Here is a 16,376-nt window from a genome sequence, read left to right as displayed (position 1 = left end):
TTGAGTTCTCAAGGAACGGACGCTTCCTTTGTACTCACCCTCGCGGGCTTTCCTCCGGGCGCTTCCCTTCGGTCTTGCGTTTCCGACTCTATCAGTGTTTTTCCGGCCCTCTGACCACGCTCCTGCGGACACGCAGAAAGTGATCCAAAGTTAGGATCTGACAAGTTGGATTGCTGTCGAGTCAGGGGCATCTGTTCGCGCCGCTCATTCCCGAGCAGGAGTACGACTCTACACGGGGTCGCGGACCACGTGCAAATCGACTAGAGTGGGTGGTCTAGTCCTCTCGTCTAGACCACTGATCCGGACCTGTCCCCCGGAACCGGTACGTCACATGACATACGCTGCTGAACAGCGCGCCGGAGGCAGGCAGTGACGGCGGCGTACGTACAGATCTCCACGCCTGGGAGGCTTCCCATGACCACCGTGACGTCCCCGCTTGCAGGGCGGGCCATTGGACTGGCGTCCGTGCCCGACCCGGTCTTCTCCGGGGCCATGGTCGGCCCAGGTACGGCGATCGACCCCGCGCGGGAGCCCTCCGAGGCCGTATCCCCCGTCGACGGTGTGATCGTCTCCCTGCACCCGCACGCGTTCGTCGTCGTCGACGAGAACGGACACGGCGTGCTCACGCACCTCGGCATCGACACCGTGCAGCTCAACGGCGAGGGTTTCGAGCTGCTCGTCAACAAGGGGGACACCGTGACGCGCGGGCAGAGCATCGTGCGCTGGAACCCGGCCGCCGTCGAGGCCGCCGGCAAGTCCCCGGTGTGCCCGGTCGTTGCCCTGGAGGCCACGGCGGACGCTCTCTCCGAGCTTCGTGACGACGGTGATGTGAAGGCCGGCGACACCCTCTTCCTCTGGAAGTGACACGGCGCCGTCACGTGACGGCCACCAGGACAGCCAACGCGGCGGCGGAGCCCGCCGCTCTACCGGAGACGGGTGAGATGGAGACAACGCTGCGAGGCGTCGGTGTCAGCCACGGTGTGGCGATCGGCGAGGTACGGCACATGGGTACAGCGGTGCTCGAGCCGCCGGCCAAGCAGATCCCGGCGGAGGAGGCGGAGCGCGAGCAAGGGCGCGCCCGCAAGGCCGTGGAGGCGGTCGCGGCCGATCTGATGGCGCGCGGCAACCTCGCCGGGGGCGAGGCCCAGGCGGTGCTCGAGGCGCAGGCCATGATGGCTCAGGACCCCGAGCTGATGGCCGACGTGGAGCGACGCATCGCCGTCGGCAGCACCGCTGAGCGTGCGGTGTACGACGCGTTCGCCGCGTACCGCGAGCTGCTCGCGAATGCCGGTGAGTATCTGGCGGGCCGCGTGGCCGACCTCGACGACGTGCGGAACCGTATCGTCGCGCGGCTGCTCGGGGTGCCGATGCCGGGTGTGCCGGACAGCGACGAGCCGTACGTCCTCGTGGCCCGTGATCTCGCGCCGGCGGACACGGCGCTGCTCGACCCGACGCTGGTGCTCGGCTTCGTGACCGAGGAGGGTGGCCCGACCAGCCACAGCGCGATCCTGGCCCGCGCTCTCGGTGTCCCGGCCGTGGTCGCCCTGCCCGGTGCCGGTGAACTCGCCGAGGGCACGCTGATAGCGGTCGACGGCAGCACCGGCGAGATCTTCGTGGACCCGAGTGACGAGAAGAAGGCTCGGCTCGAGGCGGCGGCGGCCGAGCGCAAGGCGGCGCTGGCGGCGTCGACCGGGCCCGGTGCGACCGCCGACGGTCACAAGATGCCGCTGCTGGCCAACATCGGTGGTCCGGCGGATGTGCCGGCCGCCGTCGAGGCGGGCGCCGAGGGCGTCGGCCTCTTCCGTACCGAGTTCCTGTTCCTGGACGACGACAAGAAGGCTCCTTCCGAGGAGAAGCAGGTCGCGGCCTACCGTCAGGTGCTCGAGGCGTTCCCCGAGGGCCGTGTCGTGGTGCGGGTGCTGGACGCGGGCGCGGACAAGCCGCTGGACTTCCTGACTCCGGCGGACGAGCCGAACCCGGCGCTGGGCGTGCGCGGTCTGCGGACGCTGCTCGACCACCCCGAGGTACTGCGTACGCAGCTGACGGCGCTGGCCAAGGCCGCCGACGGGCTGCCCGTCCACCTCGAGGTCATGGCCCCGATGGTGGCGGACCGAGCCGATGCCAAGGCTTTCGCGGACGCCTGCCGGGAGGCGGGGCTGCGGGCGAAGTTCGGCGCGATGGTCGAGATTCCGTCGGCCGCGTTGCGGGCGCGCTCGGTGCTGCAGGAGGTGGAGTTCCTGTCGCTGGGCACGAACGACCTCGCGCAGTACACGTTCGCCGCGGACCGTCAGGTGGGTGCGGTCTCCCGGCTGCAGGATCCGTGGCAGCCCGCGCTGCTCGACCTGGTGGCGCTGTCCGCCGAGGCGGCGAAGGCCGAGGGCAAGAGCTGTGGTGTCTGCGGTGAGGCCGCCTCCGACCCGCTGCTCGCGTGTGTGCTGACCGGTCTGGGTGTCACCTCTCTCTCCATGGGGGCGGCGTCCATTCCGTACGTACGGGCGTCGCTGGCGAAGTTCACGCTGGCGCAGTGTGAGCGGGCCGCCGCGGCGGCCCGGGCGGCGGACAGTGCCGCGGATGCCCGTGCCGCCGCTCAGGCGGTGCTGTCGGGCGAGTAGCCGGACCGGGCCGGTCGGCGACGGGTGTCCCCGGGGGCGCTCCACCTGGAGGTGGGGTGCCCCTCGGGCGTTTCCGGCTCAGTGGCGGTGGGCCGGGCCCGGTCCCTCGCCGAGGTCGGGCGGCTCGCAGTAGTCGACGTTGGACTCCGGGGAGATGAGGTCTCCGGACTCTGCGTCGGTGCAGTAGGCGTCGAAGACCTCGCCGGCGGTGAGAGGGTCGAGGCCGTAGGCGCGCAGTCGCCAGCCGTGGACACGGTCGGGGCTGCCGGGTTTGCTGGTCCGCATGACCAGTCCGCCGGGGCTCTCGGTGGCGAGGCCGACGGCCAGGACAGTGGTGAATTCGAGGGCTTCGGACTCGTCGAGTTCCAAGCGGCCGGCGATGTCGTCGGCGTGCAGGACGGCGACGAGCGTTTCGGGTGCTCCGGAGACGCTGCACACGAGGTGCCGCTCGCCGGGTGGGGCCGTGTCGAGGATGCGGACGAGGAGGTGCGAGGCGCGGATGAAGGCGGCGCGGCCCAGGTCCTCGCCGCACGAGGCGCAGGTGCCGAGGCGGGCGAGGAGCGTGGTCGCGTACTCCCAGGTGGCGTGGCGTACGGCCTCGTCGACGAGGGTGGGCAGGAGGTCGGCCAGTGGGCGGCCGTCGTAGGGGACCGTGGGGCCGGTGGAGGCGAGTGCGGCCGTGAACCGTGTGCGGCTGGTACGGCTGTCGGGGTCGAGGCCCGTTTCCGCGCAGTACTCGGCGTAGTCCTCGGGGTCGAAGAGGGCCACCGTGGTGTGGCTGCCTTGCAGCGCGCGCGTCCTGAGGACGGCTTCCATGTGTTTGAGGTAGGTGGTGTGGTCGTCGAAGACGAAGCTGTCGTAGCGCCGCATGGCGCGGAAGTCGTGCTCGTCAGCCAGCAGGCCGATGGTGCCCGCGACTTCGCGGCGCAGGACGCGTCGCAAGGTTCGGTGATCGGTGTAGGTCATGTCTCCCCCTGTGCACGGTCGATCAATGCTCACTCACAGTAATCGGCGGCACTGACAACGGCGTGGGCCGAGGGGGAGACGGCCTTGTCACCGGGACGGTCAGGCGCGCTTGCGGGCGAGTTCCTCGTAGAAGGCGAGCAGGCCGAGGTTGTCGATGGAGCCCGGGTTGACCGCCTTTTCCAGCGGGGTGCCCTGGAGGAGTCGCTTGACCGGGACCTCGATGCGTTTGCCGGTGAGGGTGTGCGGGACGCCGGGTACCTCGATGATCTCGTCGGGGACGTGACGCGGTGACAGTTGCTCGCGGATGGTCTTCTTGATGCGGCCGCGCAGGTCGTCGTCGAGGGTGGCTCCGGGTGCCAGGTGGACGAACAGGGGCATCCAGTAGCCGCCGTCGGGCTGTTCGATGCCGATGACGAGGGATTCCCTGATCTCGGGGAGGCGTTCCACGGCTTCGTAGATGTCGGCGGAGCCCATGCGGACGCCCTGGCGGTTGAGCGTGGAGTCGGAGCGGCCGTGGATGACGACGGAACCGCGGGAGGTGATGGTGATCCAGTCGCCGTGCCGCCAGACGCCGGGGTAGGTGTCGAAGTAGCTGTCGTGGTAGCGGGTGCCGTCGGGGTCGTTCCAGAAGTGGATCGGCATGGAGGGCATCGGGTTGGTGACCACGAGTTCGCCGACCTCGTCGGTCAGGGGCTTGCCGCTGGGGTCCCAGGACTGCAGGTCCGTGCCCAGGCCGGGGGCCTGGAGCTCGCCGATGCGGACGGGGAGGGTCGGTACGGCTCCGGCGAAGCAGGAGCAGACGTCCGTGCCGCCGCTGACGGAGGCGATCCACAGGTCGGCCCCGTTCTCGGCGAACTCGTCGTGCAGCCAGCGGAATCCGTCGGGGGGCAGGGGTGAGCCGGTGGTCGCGACGCACTTCACCGCGGAGAGGTCGAAGTCGCGCGAGGGGTGCACGCCGGCCTTGCGGCAGGCCATCACGTAGGCGGCGGAGGTGCCGTAGAGGGTGGCGCCGGTGCGTTCGGCGATGCGCCACTGGGCGCCCGTGTCCGGGAAGCCGGGGCTGCCGTCGTACAGGACGATCGTCGTTCCGGTCAGGAGGCCGGAGACGAGGAAGTTCCACATCATCCAGCCAGTGGAGGTGTACCAGAAGAAGCGGTCCTCGGGGCCCAGGTCGCAGTGGAGTCCGAGCTGCTTGAGATGTTCGACGAGGATGCCGCCCTGGGACTGGACGATCGCCTTGGGCAGTCCGGTGGTGCCGGAGGAGTAGAGCACCCACAGCGGGTGGTCGAAGGGCACCTGTTCGAAGACCGGTTCGGTGTCCGCGGCGGTGAGGGCGGACCAGTCCAGGGCTCCGTCGGGGGCCTCGGTGCCGAGCAGGGGGATGTGCACGACGGCGCGCAGGGTGGGCAGTTCGCGGCGGAGTTCGGCGACGACGTCGCGGCGGTCGTGTTCCTTGCCGCCGTAGCGGTAGCCGTCGACGGCGAACAGGACGACGGGTTCGACCTGCTGGAAGCGGTCGAGGACGCTGCGGGCGCCGAAGTCGGGTGCGCAGGAGGTCCACACGCCGCCCACGGCCGCCGTGGCGAGGAGGGCGACGACGGCCTGCGGGATATTCGGGAGGTAACCGCTGACGCGGTCTCCGGGGCGCACGCCGAGGGAGCGCAGTTCGGCCGCCAGGGAGCCGACCTGGCGGCGCAGCTCGGCCCAGGTGACGGGGCGGGGGTCATGGGTTTCGTCGACGTGCAGCAGCGCGGCTTCGTCCGCGCGGGAGGCGGTGGCGCGCAGCGCGTGCTCGGCGTAGTTCAGCGTGGCTCCGGGGAACCACTGGGCGCCGGGCATCGAGCGGTCGCCCAGCACGCGCGCGTAGGGGGTCGAGAAACGGACGTCGAACCACTCCGTGACCGCTTTCCAGAAGGTGTCCAGCTCGTCCACGGACCAGCGGTGGAGCGCCGCGTAGCCGCCGTCGGCGGGAGCGCCGTGGTGTTCGGCGGCCCACGTCTGGAACGTGGTGATCCGTGCCTGGGCGATCTGGTCCCGGCTCGGCTGCCAGAGCGGCTGGGGGTTCACGGTCGACATGGGGCGGCTCCCGGACTGTGCGCGTCGTGTGCGTCCTCCGCGCACGGGCTGGGGTGTGCGCGTGACGCGGCTGACAGGGACGATGCCATGTGATCGACTTCCGCACCAGGGCGTCCCCCACATAGTCCGTGTCGTGGAGATGTGCTCCGATCACGGGTGAACGGCAGTTGAACGACACACATGAGGGGCGCGGTCAATGGCAGGGTGATCAGCATGGACGGTCGTGACCTGGTGCGTTCGGTGAAATCGGTCGGTTCGGTGGGGGCGGCTCAGGGGTTGCGTACCGTACGGGCAGCGTGGCGCAGGCGGCGTGCCGACGCCACCGGGCTGCCGCCGCGGGAGCCGGTGCGGGCGCGGGTGCCCGGGACCGTGCGGGAGGTGGAACCGGGGCTCGGTGGCGGGCTGATCAGGTTCGGCCGCTCGGAGCTGCGGATCTTCGTGGCGGTGAACGGGGCGGTCTTCTGGGGCTGGGACGGGGCTGCTCCGGAGCCTTCGTACGCGCTGGCCGGCCGCTGTCCCGATCCGGATCCGCGGGCCGCGCTGGAGCCGGACAAGGACGGTGGCTGGCGGGTGGTGGCCGAGCGGGTGACGGTGGTGGTCTCGCGGCACGGCGCGGTGGAGGTGCTCACCCCGGGGGGTGTGATGCTGCGGCGCGATCTGCCGCCGCGGTGGTGGGAGCCGGTGGGCGGTGGTGCCGCGCGCTGGATGCAGCGGTCCGAGGTGCCGGCCGACGCGCGTTTCTTCGGGCTCGGGGGGCGTGCGTCGGGTCTCCGGCTGCGGGACGGCGCGTACAGGTTGTGGAACGCCGCGCCCGGTCGTGCCGTCGGCCCTGGCGACGATCCGCTGTCCGTCACGATGCCGGTGCAGATGGTGGTGGCCGACGCGGGCACGCATCTGGTGTTCTACGACAACGCGTGGGACGGCACCGTGACGCTGCGGGAGGGCGAGGAGGGTGCCGGTTCGGGGCACGACCGGGCCGGGACGAGTGAGCTGCGCGTGGACGGTGGCCCGCTGCGCTGCTGGGTGATGGTGGGTGCTCCCGCGCGGGTGCTGCTCGCCTGGGCCTCGCTCACCGGTGCGCCGGCGCTGCCGCCCGCGTGGGCGCTCGGTCACCATCACGCGCGGGGGTCTTCCGGTGGCGAGGAGGAGGTGCGGCGGATCGTCGCGGGGTACCGGGAGCACGGGCTGCCGCTCGACGCCGTGCACCTCGGCGTCGATCACTTCGATGCCCGTCGGGTGTTCACGGTGGACCAGGAGCGGTTCCCCAAGCTGCCGGTTCTCGCGGACGAGCTGCGGCGTGAGGGGATCAGGCTGGTGTCGGTCGTCGGTCCGGCGGTCGGCGCGGCGCCCGGCACCCCCGTGTACGACGAGGGGGTGGGGCGGGACGCGTTCGTGCGGGACGCCTCCGGGGAGGTCGTGGAAGGGGTCGGATGGGCCGGGGAGGTGGTCTTTCCGGACTTCACGCACGCGCGCGTGCGTGCGTGGTGGGGTGGCTTGTACACGGAGCGGCTGGCGCAGGGGTTCGCGGGCGTCTGGCACAGCATGGACGAGCCGACGTCCTTCGCGGCCTTCGGCGAGCCGACGCTGCCGCGGTCGGCGCGTCACGCGCTGGACGGGCGCGGCGGTGACCATCGTGAGGCGCACAACGTGTACGGGCTGTGCATGGCCCGGGCGGCGTACGAGGGACTGCGGGAGCGGGCGCCCTCCGAGCGGCCGTTCGTGCTCTCGCGTTCCGGGTGGGCCGGTATGCAGCGTCACGGCGGGGTGTGGTCGGGCGGGGTGAGGACGGGGTGGCCCGGGTTGCGGGCGGCGTTGTCGGTGGTGCTGGGGCTGGGCCTGTGCGGTGTTCCCCACGCGGGCCCGGACGTCGGCGGCTTCGACGGGGAGGCGTCGCCCGAGCTGTATCTGCGCGGGCTCCAGTTGGGGGCCTATCTTCCGTTCTTCCGCACCCGTGCCGGGGTGCGGGCGGGCCGGGGTGAGCCGTGGGAGTTCGGCGCGGACGTTCTCGAGCACGCGCGCGTGGCGCTCGTCGAACGCCGGCGGCTGCTGCCGTACTTCATGACGCTGGCTCATCTGGCCCGGCGTACCGGAGCGCCGTACGTGCGGCCGTTGTGGTGGTCGGCGCCCGAGGAGCGCGCGTTGCGCGACTGCGAGGACGCCTTTCTGCTCGGTGACTGTCTGCTGGTGGCGCCGGTGCTCGCGCCGGGTGTGGAGCGGCGGGCGGTCCGGCTGCCGCGCGGGCGGTGGTACGACACGGCGACGGGACGGGCGTACGACGGGCCGGCCCGGGTGTGGGTCGACGCGCCGCTGGGACGGATACCGGTGTTCGCGCGCGGAGGCGCCGTTCTTCCGGTGCTGGGGGAGGACGGCGGTCCGGAGCTGGAGGTGTGGGCACCGGCCCGGGGGCGGACCGGGAGCGGGCTGGCGGTGCCGGACGCCGGCGAGGGGTGGGAGGAGCCGGAGATCGAGCGTTACATGGTTCGGTGGTCGGGTCCGCGGGTCGTCGTGGAGCGGGAGGGCGAGGACGGCGGGGTCGGGCCGTCCTGCCCGGTGCGCGTCCGCGGGGTGGGCGCCGGCGGGGGTCAGATGTAGCGGCCCTCGAACCAGGCCCGTGCGGCCAGGGTGTGCAGGGGGAAGGCGAGTTCCTCCGGGCGGCGCAGAAGGTGGCGGTCCTCGGTCTCGTCGGTGGCGGTGAAGGGCGGCAGGTCTTCCGCGGGGCGTTCCGGGAGGAGTCCGAACAGCAGCAGGTGTCCGTCGGGTGAGCTCATGGCGTCGGCGAGCCGTACGTCACGGCTCGCCGCGCTGATGCCGGTCTCTTCCTCGAGTTCACGGACGACGGCCTGGCGCCAGTCCTCCCGGTCGTCGATGTAGCCGCCGGGCAGGGCCGTACGCCCGCGCGCGGGTGCGATGGTGCGGGTGATGACGACGAGGCCGGTGCCCTGTGTGTCGTACACGGGCTGGAGGGCGACCGCGACCGGCAGCGGGTTGCGGTAGGCGACGGTGCCGCAGGACGGGCAGGTGCGGGGCCAGCCGGAGACGCCCTCTCCGAAGGCCGTGCCGCAGCTCGAACAGTGCGAGTCCGGCGCGGAGTTGGGAGCCATGGCATGAGTTTCGGACACGCGCGGACCGTATCCGATCACGGTGGGGGCGTCTCCGGGGGCCGGTCAGTTGTGGCCGGTGAGTGACCTTCGGGACACCGGGAAGTCGAAGTAGGTGTCCGGGTGGGTCTCCGGCTTGAAGGTGTAGTGCCACCACTCCTCGGCGAGGTTCACGTAGCCGAGGTCCTCCAGGGTGTCCTTGAGGAGCAGCCGGTTGGCGCGCTGCTCGCCCTGGACGCGCGGGTCGAGGGTGTGGCTGAGGGTGTCGAAGCAGTCGTAGCCGGTACCCATATCGACGGAGGTGTCGGGGAACCGCTCGTCCTCGGGGGCGAAGCAGGGGGTGAGGGGCTGCCCGGGGCGGTAGGGCCTGGTCGGTTTCGTGGGGATTTCCACGATGGTGAGGTCGACGGTCGAGCCACGGCTGTGGCCGGATTTCTCCGCGATGTAGCCGTCGGCGAACAGTCGGGTCTTGTCGACGTTCGGGTAGAACTCGGCCTTCATCCTCTGGTCGTCGAGGTCCTCGGCCCAGCGCACGAAGTGGTCCACCGCGCGCTGTGGCCGGTAACAGTCGTACACCTTCAGGGAGTAGCCCTGGCGCAGCAGTCGCTGTTGCGCCGTGTGGAGGGCCTCGGCGGCGGGGCGGGTGAGGATGCACAGCGGCTGCCGGTAGCCGTCGATGGGCTCGCCGACGAAGTTGTGCGGGGTGAAGTAACGGATCTCCTGGATGATCGTCGGGTCCACGCTGTCCAGTGCCACGAAGTCGCGGGGCGCCTTGGGTTCGGGTTTCGCCTGGGCGGTGGCGGAGGCGGCGGTCGTGGCGAGCAGGGCGGCGACGGCGGTGACCAGACCGCGTACCGCGCGGGAGAGTCGTGTCATGTCTCCTGCATCTATCAGGAGTCGGCTCCTCCGGGGAAGGACCCGTTCCCCGACCGCCGAGTGTCCGCGCCGCGGCGGAGGCGGCGCTTCCGGCCAGGTGGCCGATAACCGTTGCGGTCGGCGGCCTTGACGCCCCCTGAGTGCCGGTGAACACTCCCCGGTGTCAGTCGACATCGCCGTACATCTCGGCGCATTCCGGCACGTCACCGCCGGGTTCTCCTGCGGCAGGGCTCCCCCACGGGCGATTCGGCTGCGACGGCACGCTCGTCACGGGCGCCGGGCGGGGCGCGGATCCTCCCCGCCTCCGGCTGGAGTCGCCATGGGAAACGCACCCTGCACGCGAGGTCCGGGGCGGATCGTCCCGGGCCGGGGCCCAGGCGCCGCCATGAGCAACGGTCGGCGCGATGCTGGGCGCCGTGCTGTGCTGGCTGGTCTACTACGCGCAGTTCCAGGCCAACGCCGAGGAGGACATCGCCCAGCCGACGCCCGGGATCTTCTCCACGGCCCCCGCGATCCGCAACCCCGTCGCCAATTTCGTCACCGAGGTCATCGCGACCATGGGCCTGGTGCTGCCGATCCTGGCGTTCGGGCTCACCAAGGGGCTCGGCGAGTCGGGCACGGCGATCCTGATCGTCTCGTTCCTGGTGGTCGGCATCGACCTGTCGCTCGGCGGCCCCACCGGATACGCCATCAACCCTGCCCGTGACCTCGGGCCGCGCGTCGTGCACGCGCTGCTCCCGATTCCCAACAAGGACACCTCGGACTGGGGCTACGCGTGGGTCCCGATCGTGGGACCGCTCACCGGCGGGGCGCTGTCCGGGCTGGTCTTCAAGGCAGCGTTCTGAACGAACCTCCGCACGTACGACGAAGGGGACGTGATGACGGACAAGTTCGTCGCCGCGATCGACCAGGGCACCACCTCCAGCCGGTGCATCGTCTTCGACCGGAACGGCCCAATCGTCGCCGTCGACCAGCGCGAGCACCGGCAGATCTTCCCGAAGCCGGGCTGGGTGGAGCGCGACGCCACCGAGATCTGGTCCAAGGTGCAGGCCGTGGTCGCCGGGCACTCGCCAAGGCCGGTCTGCGCGCCGAGCAGTTGAGCGCGCTCGGCATCACCAACCAGCGGGAGACGACGGTCCTGTGGGACCGGGCCACGGGCAAGCCCGTGCACAACGCGATCGTGTGGCAGGACACCCGGACCGCCGCGCTCTGCGACCGACTCGGCGGTCCGGACGGGCAGGACCGTTTCCGCGAGCAGACCGGGCTGCCGCCGGCCAGCTACTTCTCCGGGCCGAAGGCAGCCTGGCTGCTCGACAACGTGCCCGGGCTCAGGGCCCGCGCGGAGAACGGCGAGATCGCGTTCGGCACCATCGGCTCCTGGCTGATCTGGAACCTCACCGGCGGCACCGACGGTGGACGGCACGTCACCGATATGACCAACGCCGGGCGGACCATGCTGATGAACCTGGAGACGCTGCGGTGGGACGCGTCCATCCTCGCCGCGATGGACCTGCCCGAGGCGATGCTGCCGGAGATCAGGTCCTCCGCCGAGGTCTACGGCACCGCCGTGGGCCAGCTCTCCGGCGTGCCCGTCGCCTCCGCGCTGGGCGACCAGCAGGCGGCGGTCTTCGGGCAAGCCTGCTACGACGTGGGCTCGGCGAAGAACACCTACGGCACGGGCAGCTTCCTGCTGCTCAACACCGGCAGCCGGCCGGTGCCGTCGAAGAGCGGGCTGCTCACGACGATGGGCTACAAGATCGGCGCCGATGCGCCCGTCTACTGTCTGGAGGGATCGATCGCCATCACGGGCGCGCTGGTGCAGTGGTTCCGCGACCAGTTCGGCATCATCCGTACCGTCGACGAGATCGAGCCGCTGGCGGCGAGCGTGGAGGACAACGGCGGCGCCTACGTCGTGCCCGCGTTCTCCGGCCTCTTCGCGCCGTACTGGCGCTCCGACGCACGCGGTGTGGTCACGGGACTCACCCGGTACGTGACGAAGGCGCACCTCGCGCGTGCGGTGATCAAGGCGACGAGCTGGCAGACGCGCGAGGTCGTGGACGCCATGTACCAGGACTCCGGGGTGCGGGTCACCACCTTGAAGGTCGACGGAGGCATGACGAAGAACAACCTGTTGATGCAGCACCAGGCGGATGTGCTCGACGTGCCGGTGATCCGGCCCCGGGTCTCCGAGACGACCTGTCTGGGCGCCGCCTACGCGGCGGGGCTCGCCACGGGCGTGTGGAACGGCCTGGACGAGCTGAAGTCGCACTGGCGGAAGGACGCCGAGTGGACGCCGGCCATGGAGGCGCCGGTGCGGGACCGGGAGTACCGCAACTGGCGCAAGGCGGTGGAGAAGAGCTTCGGCTGGATGGACGAGGGCGACGGCTGACCACGCGCGCGTGGCGCGTCGTTCTCCGCGCCTCGGCCCGTACTCCGGTCGGCGGGAGCACGGGCCGCGGACCTGCCGGCCTATCAGGTGGTGACCGTCTGGCGTCGCTGTGCGGCCTGGGCCATGGCGTGCTGGACGACACTGATGAGGGTCTCCTTGACCGACTCGCGGTCCCGCGCGTCGCACATCAGCAGCGGTACGTGGTCGTCGAGGTCGAGGGCGCGGCGGACGTCGCCGGCCGGGTAGCGCGACGCTCCCTCGAAGCAGTTGACGCCGACGAGGAACGGGATGGCGCGTCGCTCGAAGTAGTCGATGGCCGCGAAACAGTCCTCCAGGCGCCGGGTGTCGGCGAGGACGACGGCTCCGAGGGCACCCTCGGACAGCTCGTCCCACATGAACCAGAACCGCTCCTGGCCGGGCGTGCCGAAGAGGTACAGCACCAGGTCCTCGCGGAGCGTGATGCGGCCGAAGTCCATGGCCACGGTGGTGGTGTTCTTCGCTTCCACACCGGAGGTGTCGTCGACCGGGCGCCCGGCCTCGGTGAGGAGTTCCTCGGTGCGCAGCGGCCTGATCTCGCTGACCGCGCCGACGAGCGTGGTCTTGCCCACGCCGAAGCCGCCGGCCACCAGGATCTTGAGCGTGACGGGCTCGACCGGGGGCTTGCCGCGCTCAGAACGCCCGAAGATCATCGATCTCTTCTCCTGCTTGATGGGGTTCGGGCGGCGGGCCGTATCCCCCGCCGCCGGGGGTTTCGATGACGAGTACGTCGTCGGCGCCGACGTCCGCCGAGTCGCTGCCGGCGAGCGGGACGACCGTGCCGTCCGCTCGCTCGACCCGGTTGGCGCCCGGTGCACCGGGGGCACCGCCCGCCATGCCGTACGGGGGCACCCTGCGGTGCTGGGACAGTGTGGAGACCGTCATCGGCTCCAGGAAGCGGATCCGGCGCACGGCCCCGTCCCCGCCGCGCCACCGTCCGGCGCCGCCGCTGCCGCGGCGCACCGCGAACTCCTCCAGGCGGACGGGAAGTCGCCACTCCAGGATCTCGGGATCGGTGAGCCGGGAGTTGGTCATGTGGGTCTGTACGACGGAGGCGCCGGGAAAGCCGTCTCCGGCGCCCGAGCCGGAGGCGACGGTCTCGTAGTACTGGTGGCGGGCGTTGCCGAAGGTGACGTTGTTCATGGTGCCGGAGCCCTCCGCCTGGACGCCGAGGGCCGCGTACAGGGCGCCGGTGATGGCCTGGGAGGTCTCCACGTTGCCCGCGACGACGGCTGCCGGTGGCTCGGGGGCCAGCATGGAGCCCGGCGGCACGATGATGTCCAGCGGGCGCAGGCAGCCGTCGTTGAGCGGGATGTCGTCGGCGACCAGGGTGCGGAAGACGTACAGGACGGCCGCGTTGACGACCGAGAAGGGGGCGTTGAAGTTGGTGGACAGCTGGGCGGACGTACCGGTGAAGTCGATGGTCGCGCGGCGGCTGTCGCGGTCCACGCGGACGCGTACGCGGATGACGGCGCCCGAGTCGGTCTCGTAGGCGTACGCGCCGTCGTCGAGGGCGTCGACGACGCGGCGCACCGCCTCTTCGGCGTTGTCCTGGACGTGCTTCATGTAGGCCTGGACGACGTCGAGGCCGAAGTTGTCGATCATGCGGCCGACCTCGTCGACGCCCTTGTGGTTGGCGGCGATCTGGGCGCGCAGGTCGGCGAGGTTGGTCCTCGGGTTGCGGGAGGGGTGGGGGGCCTCGGTGAGGAGGTGGAGGGTCTCGTCCTCGCGGAAGCGGCCGTTCTCGGTGAGCAGCCAGTTGTCGAAGAGGACGCCCTCCTCGTCGATGGTGCGGCTGTCGGCCGGCATGGAGCCCGGGGCGATGCCGCCGATCTCGGCGTGGTGGCCGCGTGAGGCGACGTAGAAGAGGACCTTCCGGTCACTCTCCGTGCCGTCGGTGGGCCCGGTGCCGAAGACCGGGGTGATGACCGTGACGTCGGGCAGGTGGGTGCCGCCGTGGTACGGGTCGTTGACGGCGTAGGTGTCGCCGGGGCGCATGGCCGGACCGCGCCGCCGGATGACCTCCTTGACGCTCGTGCCCATGGAGCCCAGGTGGACGGGGATGTGTGGGGCGTTGGCCACCAGGTTTCCGTCGGGGTCGAAGAGGGCGCAGGAGAAGTCCAGGCGCTCCTTGATGTTGACGGACTGGGCGGTGGACTCGAGACGGGCGCCCATCTGTTCGGCGATGGACATGAAGAGGTTGTTGAAGACCTCGAGCAGCACCGGGTCGACTTCCGCGTCCGCTTCGGAACTCTGCGTGACCGTGGCGCGTTCCATGACCAGATGCCCGTCGTCGGTCGCCGCGGCCCGCCAGCCGTCGTCGACGACGGTCGTCGCGCCGGACTCGGTGATGATCGCGGGTCCGGTGACGGTTTCGCCGGGGGGAAGGTCCTCGCGGCGGTGGAGGGGTACGTCGCGCCAGGCGCCGCCGGTGTGGAGGCGGACGGTCCGTGGGGTTTCGGCGCGGTGCCCGGGGGTGCCTTCGTAGGGAGCGAGGGCGGAGAGATCGGGGGGTTCGGTGATGCCGGTGGCTTCGACGGAGAGGGCTTCGACGACGATCGGGCGGTCGAGCGTGAAGGAGTACGTGGCGCGATGACGTTCTTCGAAGGTGTGCCGCATCGTGCCGGGCTCGGTCAGCTCGACGGTGAGGGTGGTGTCGGTGCCGTCGTAGCGGAGCTGGGCGCGGCGGGTGACCTCGACGCGCTCCTCGGGGACGTCCTCGGCGAGGAGTTCCGCGCGGGCTGCGGCTTCGAGGTCGTCGGCGGTCTTGCGGACGCCGGGCATGGAGGCCGGTTCCAGGGGTGCCTCGACGGACTGTTCCCGCATGGCTGTGATGTCGGCCAGGCCGATGCCGAGCGCGGAGAGGACGCCGGCCATGGGCGGGACGAGGACGGTGCGGATGCCGAGGGAGTCGGCGACCATGCACGCGTGCTGTCCGCCCGCTCCGCCGAAGGTGGTGAGGGCGTACCGGGTGATGTCGTGGCCCTTTTGCACGGAGATCCGCTTCACGGCGCCGGCGATGTTGGCGACGGCGACCCGCAGGTAGCCCTCGGCGACCTGCTCGGGGGTGCGGTCGTCGCCGGTCTGCTCGTGGATCTCGCGGGTGAGGTCCGTGAAGCGGTCACGGACGAGCGCGGCGTCGAGGGGCTGGTCCCCGTCCGGGCCGAACACCGTGGGGAAGTGGGCGGGCTGGACACGGCCGAGCATGACGTTGGCGTCGGTGACCGTGAGCGGGCCGCCGCGCCGGTAGCAGGCGGGTCCCGGGTCCGCGCCCGCCGAGTCCGGCCCCACGCGGTAGCGGGAGCCGTCGAAGTGGAGGACCGAACCGCCGCCGGCGGCGACGGTGTGGATGTCCAGCATGGGCGCGCGCAGTCGGACCCCGGCGATCTGTGTGGTGAAGACGCGTTCGTACTCACCCGCGAAGTGCGAGACGTCGGTGGAGGTGCCGCCCATGTCGAAGCCGATGACGCGGTCGAAGCCGGCGAGCTGCGACATGCGGGCCATGCCGACGATGCCGCCGGCCGGCCCGGACAGGACGGCGTCCTTGCCGCGGAACTGGCCTGCTTCGGTGAGGCCGCCGTTGGACTGCATGAACATCAGCCGCACGCCGTCGAGTTCGCCGGCGACATGGCGGACGTAGCGGCGCAGCACGGGCGAGAGGTAGGCGTCCACGACGGCGGTGTCGCCGCGCGGGACGAGCTTCATCAGGGGACTGACCTCGCTGGACAGCGAGATCTGCGGGAAGCCGATGCGGGCGGCGAGTTCCCCGACCGCTTGTTCGTGGGCAGGGTGCAGATGGCTGTGCACGCAGACCACGGCGACGGCCCGGATGCCGTCGTCGTACGCCTGCCGCAGCGGTCCGGTGAGGGCGTCCAGGTCGGGGGCGCGCAGGACGGTGCCGTCGGCGGCGATGCGTTCGTCCACCTCGACGACCCGCTCGTGCAGCAGCTCGGGCAGGTCGATGCGGCGGGCGAAGATGTGCGGGCGGTTCTGGTAGGCGATGCGCAGCGCGTCGCGGAAGCCGCGGGTGACGACCAGCAGGGTCCGTTCGCCCTTGCGCTCGAGGAGGGCGTTGGTGGCGACGGTGGTCCCCATGCGTACGGCGTCGACGGGGTCGTCGGATCCGGCCAGCAGTTCGCGGACGCCCACGACCGCCGCGTCGGTGCCGCGTGTCCCCCGGCCCCCGTGGTGCAGGGTGTGCTCCGGAGCCGGGTTGTCGGACAGCACCTTGCGCGTCAGCAGCCGGCCGTCGGGGCGCCTCGCGACGATGTCGGTGAAGGTGCCGCCTCGGTCGACCCAGAACTGCCAGCCTGTCACGTCAGT

At 71.2% G+C, this 16,376-nt stretch carries 9 protein-coding genes and 2 pseudogenes; 5 read left to right on the top strand and 6 right to left on the bottom strand.

Annotation, left to right across the window (positions count from 1 at the left end; genetic code table 11):
- The first annotated feature begins 414 nt into the window (after positions 1–414).
- Complete coding sequence (locus ACIA6T_RS22860) at positions 415–864, top strand: PTS glucose transporter subunit IIA (protein ID WP_030867976.1); 450 nt, start codon at positions 415–417, stop codon at positions 862–864.
- Between the two features lie 77 nt (positions 865–941).
- Positions 942–2,612: a phosphoenolpyruvate--protein phosphotransferase gene (ptsP, locus tag ACIA6T_RS22855; RefSeq protein WP_399448290.1), complete on the top strand. Its 1,671-nt coding sequence runs from the start codon at positions 942–944 to the stop codon at positions 2,610–2,612.
- Between the two features lie 78 nt (positions 2,613–2,690).
- On the opposite strand, the gene ACIA6T_RS22850 is transcribed toward ptsP, so the two are convergent.
- Both ACIA6T_RS22850 and ACIA6T_RS22845 read right to left on the bottom strand, forming a co-directional pair.
- Positions 2,691–3,578: a hypothetical protein gene (locus tag ACIA6T_RS22850; protein WP_399448289.1), complete on the bottom strand. Its 888-nt coding sequence runs from the start codon at positions 3,576–3,578 to the stop codon at positions 2,691–2,693.
- Positions 3,579–3,677: 99 nt separating this feature from the next.
- Positions 3,678–5,654: an acetoacetate--CoA ligase gene (locus ACIA6T_RS22845; RefSeq protein ID WP_399448288.1), complete on the bottom strand. Its 1,977-nt coding sequence runs from the start codon at positions 5,652–5,654 to the stop codon at positions 3,678–3,680.
- 213 nt (positions 5,655–5,867) lie between these two features.
- On the opposite strand from ACIA6T_RS22845, the gene ACIA6T_RS22840 reads away from it, so the two are divergent.
- Entirely contained in the window at positions 5,868–8,246 is a 2,379-nt protein-coding gene (locus ACIA6T_RS22840) for a glycoside hydrolase family 31 protein (protein ID WP_399448287.1), read from the top strand.
- Here the strand turns inward: ACIA6T_RS22840 and ACIA6T_RS22835 are convergent.
- Together ACIA6T_RS22835 and ACIA6T_RS22830 are read right to left on the bottom strand one after the other, a co-directional pair.
- On the bottom strand, positions 8,237–8,773 hold the full coding sequence (locus tag ACIA6T_RS22835) for an NUDIX domain-containing protein (protein WP_385057525.1): 537 nt from the start codon (positions 8,771–8,773) through the stop codon (positions 8,237–8,239). The two genes, ACIA6T_RS22840 and ACIA6T_RS22835, sit on opposite strands and share 10 nt — an antisense overlap.
- Before the next feature lie 45 nt (positions 8,774–8,818).
- Positions 8,819–9,628 carry a M15 family metallopeptidase gene (locus ACIA6T_RS22830; protein WP_399448286.1) on the bottom strand — a complete coding sequence of 270 codons (810 nt, stop codon included), beginning with the start codon at positions 9,626–9,628 and terminating at the stop codon, positions 8,819–8,821.
- Between the two features lie 395 nt (positions 9,629–10,023).
- Between ACIA6T_RS22830 and ACIA6T_RS22825 the strand changes: the two are divergent.
- Both ACIA6T_RS22825 and glpK read left to right on the top strand, forming a co-directional pair.
- Positions 10,024–10,473: pseudogene (locus ACIA6T_RS22825) on the top strand (MIP/aquaporin family protein); the annotation flags it as partial.
- Between the two features lie 33 nt (positions 10,474–10,506).
- Positions 10,507–12,017: pseudogene (gene glpK / locus ACIA6T_RS22820) on the top strand (glycerol kinase GlpK).
- Positions 12,018–12,100: 83 nt separating this feature from the next.
- Here glpK and ACIA6T_RS22815 read toward each other — a convergent pair.
- A complete protein-coding gene (locus ACIA6T_RS22815; protein WP_399448285.1) occupies positions 12,101–12,706 on the bottom strand; it encodes a GTP-binding protein in 606 nt (201 codons plus the stop codon).
- Entirely contained in the window at positions 12,687–16,370 is a 3,684-nt protein-coding gene (locus ACIA6T_RS22810; RefSeq protein ID WP_399448284.1) for a hydantoinase B/oxoprolinase family protein, read from the bottom strand. The genes ACIA6T_RS22815 and ACIA6T_RS22810 overlap by 20 nt, the downstream gene beginning before the upstream one ends.
- Positions 16,371–16,376 lie beyond the last annotated feature (6 nt).

Origin of the sequence: Streptomyces sp. NPDC051740 (assembly GCF_044453165.1) — a bacterium.
GTDB lineage: Bacteria > Actinomycetota > Actinomycetes > Streptomycetales > Streptomycetaceae > Streptomyces > Streptomyces atrovirens.
Note: the sequence above shows the minus strand (reverse complement) of the source record. Positions and strands in the feature narration are given on the sequence as shown.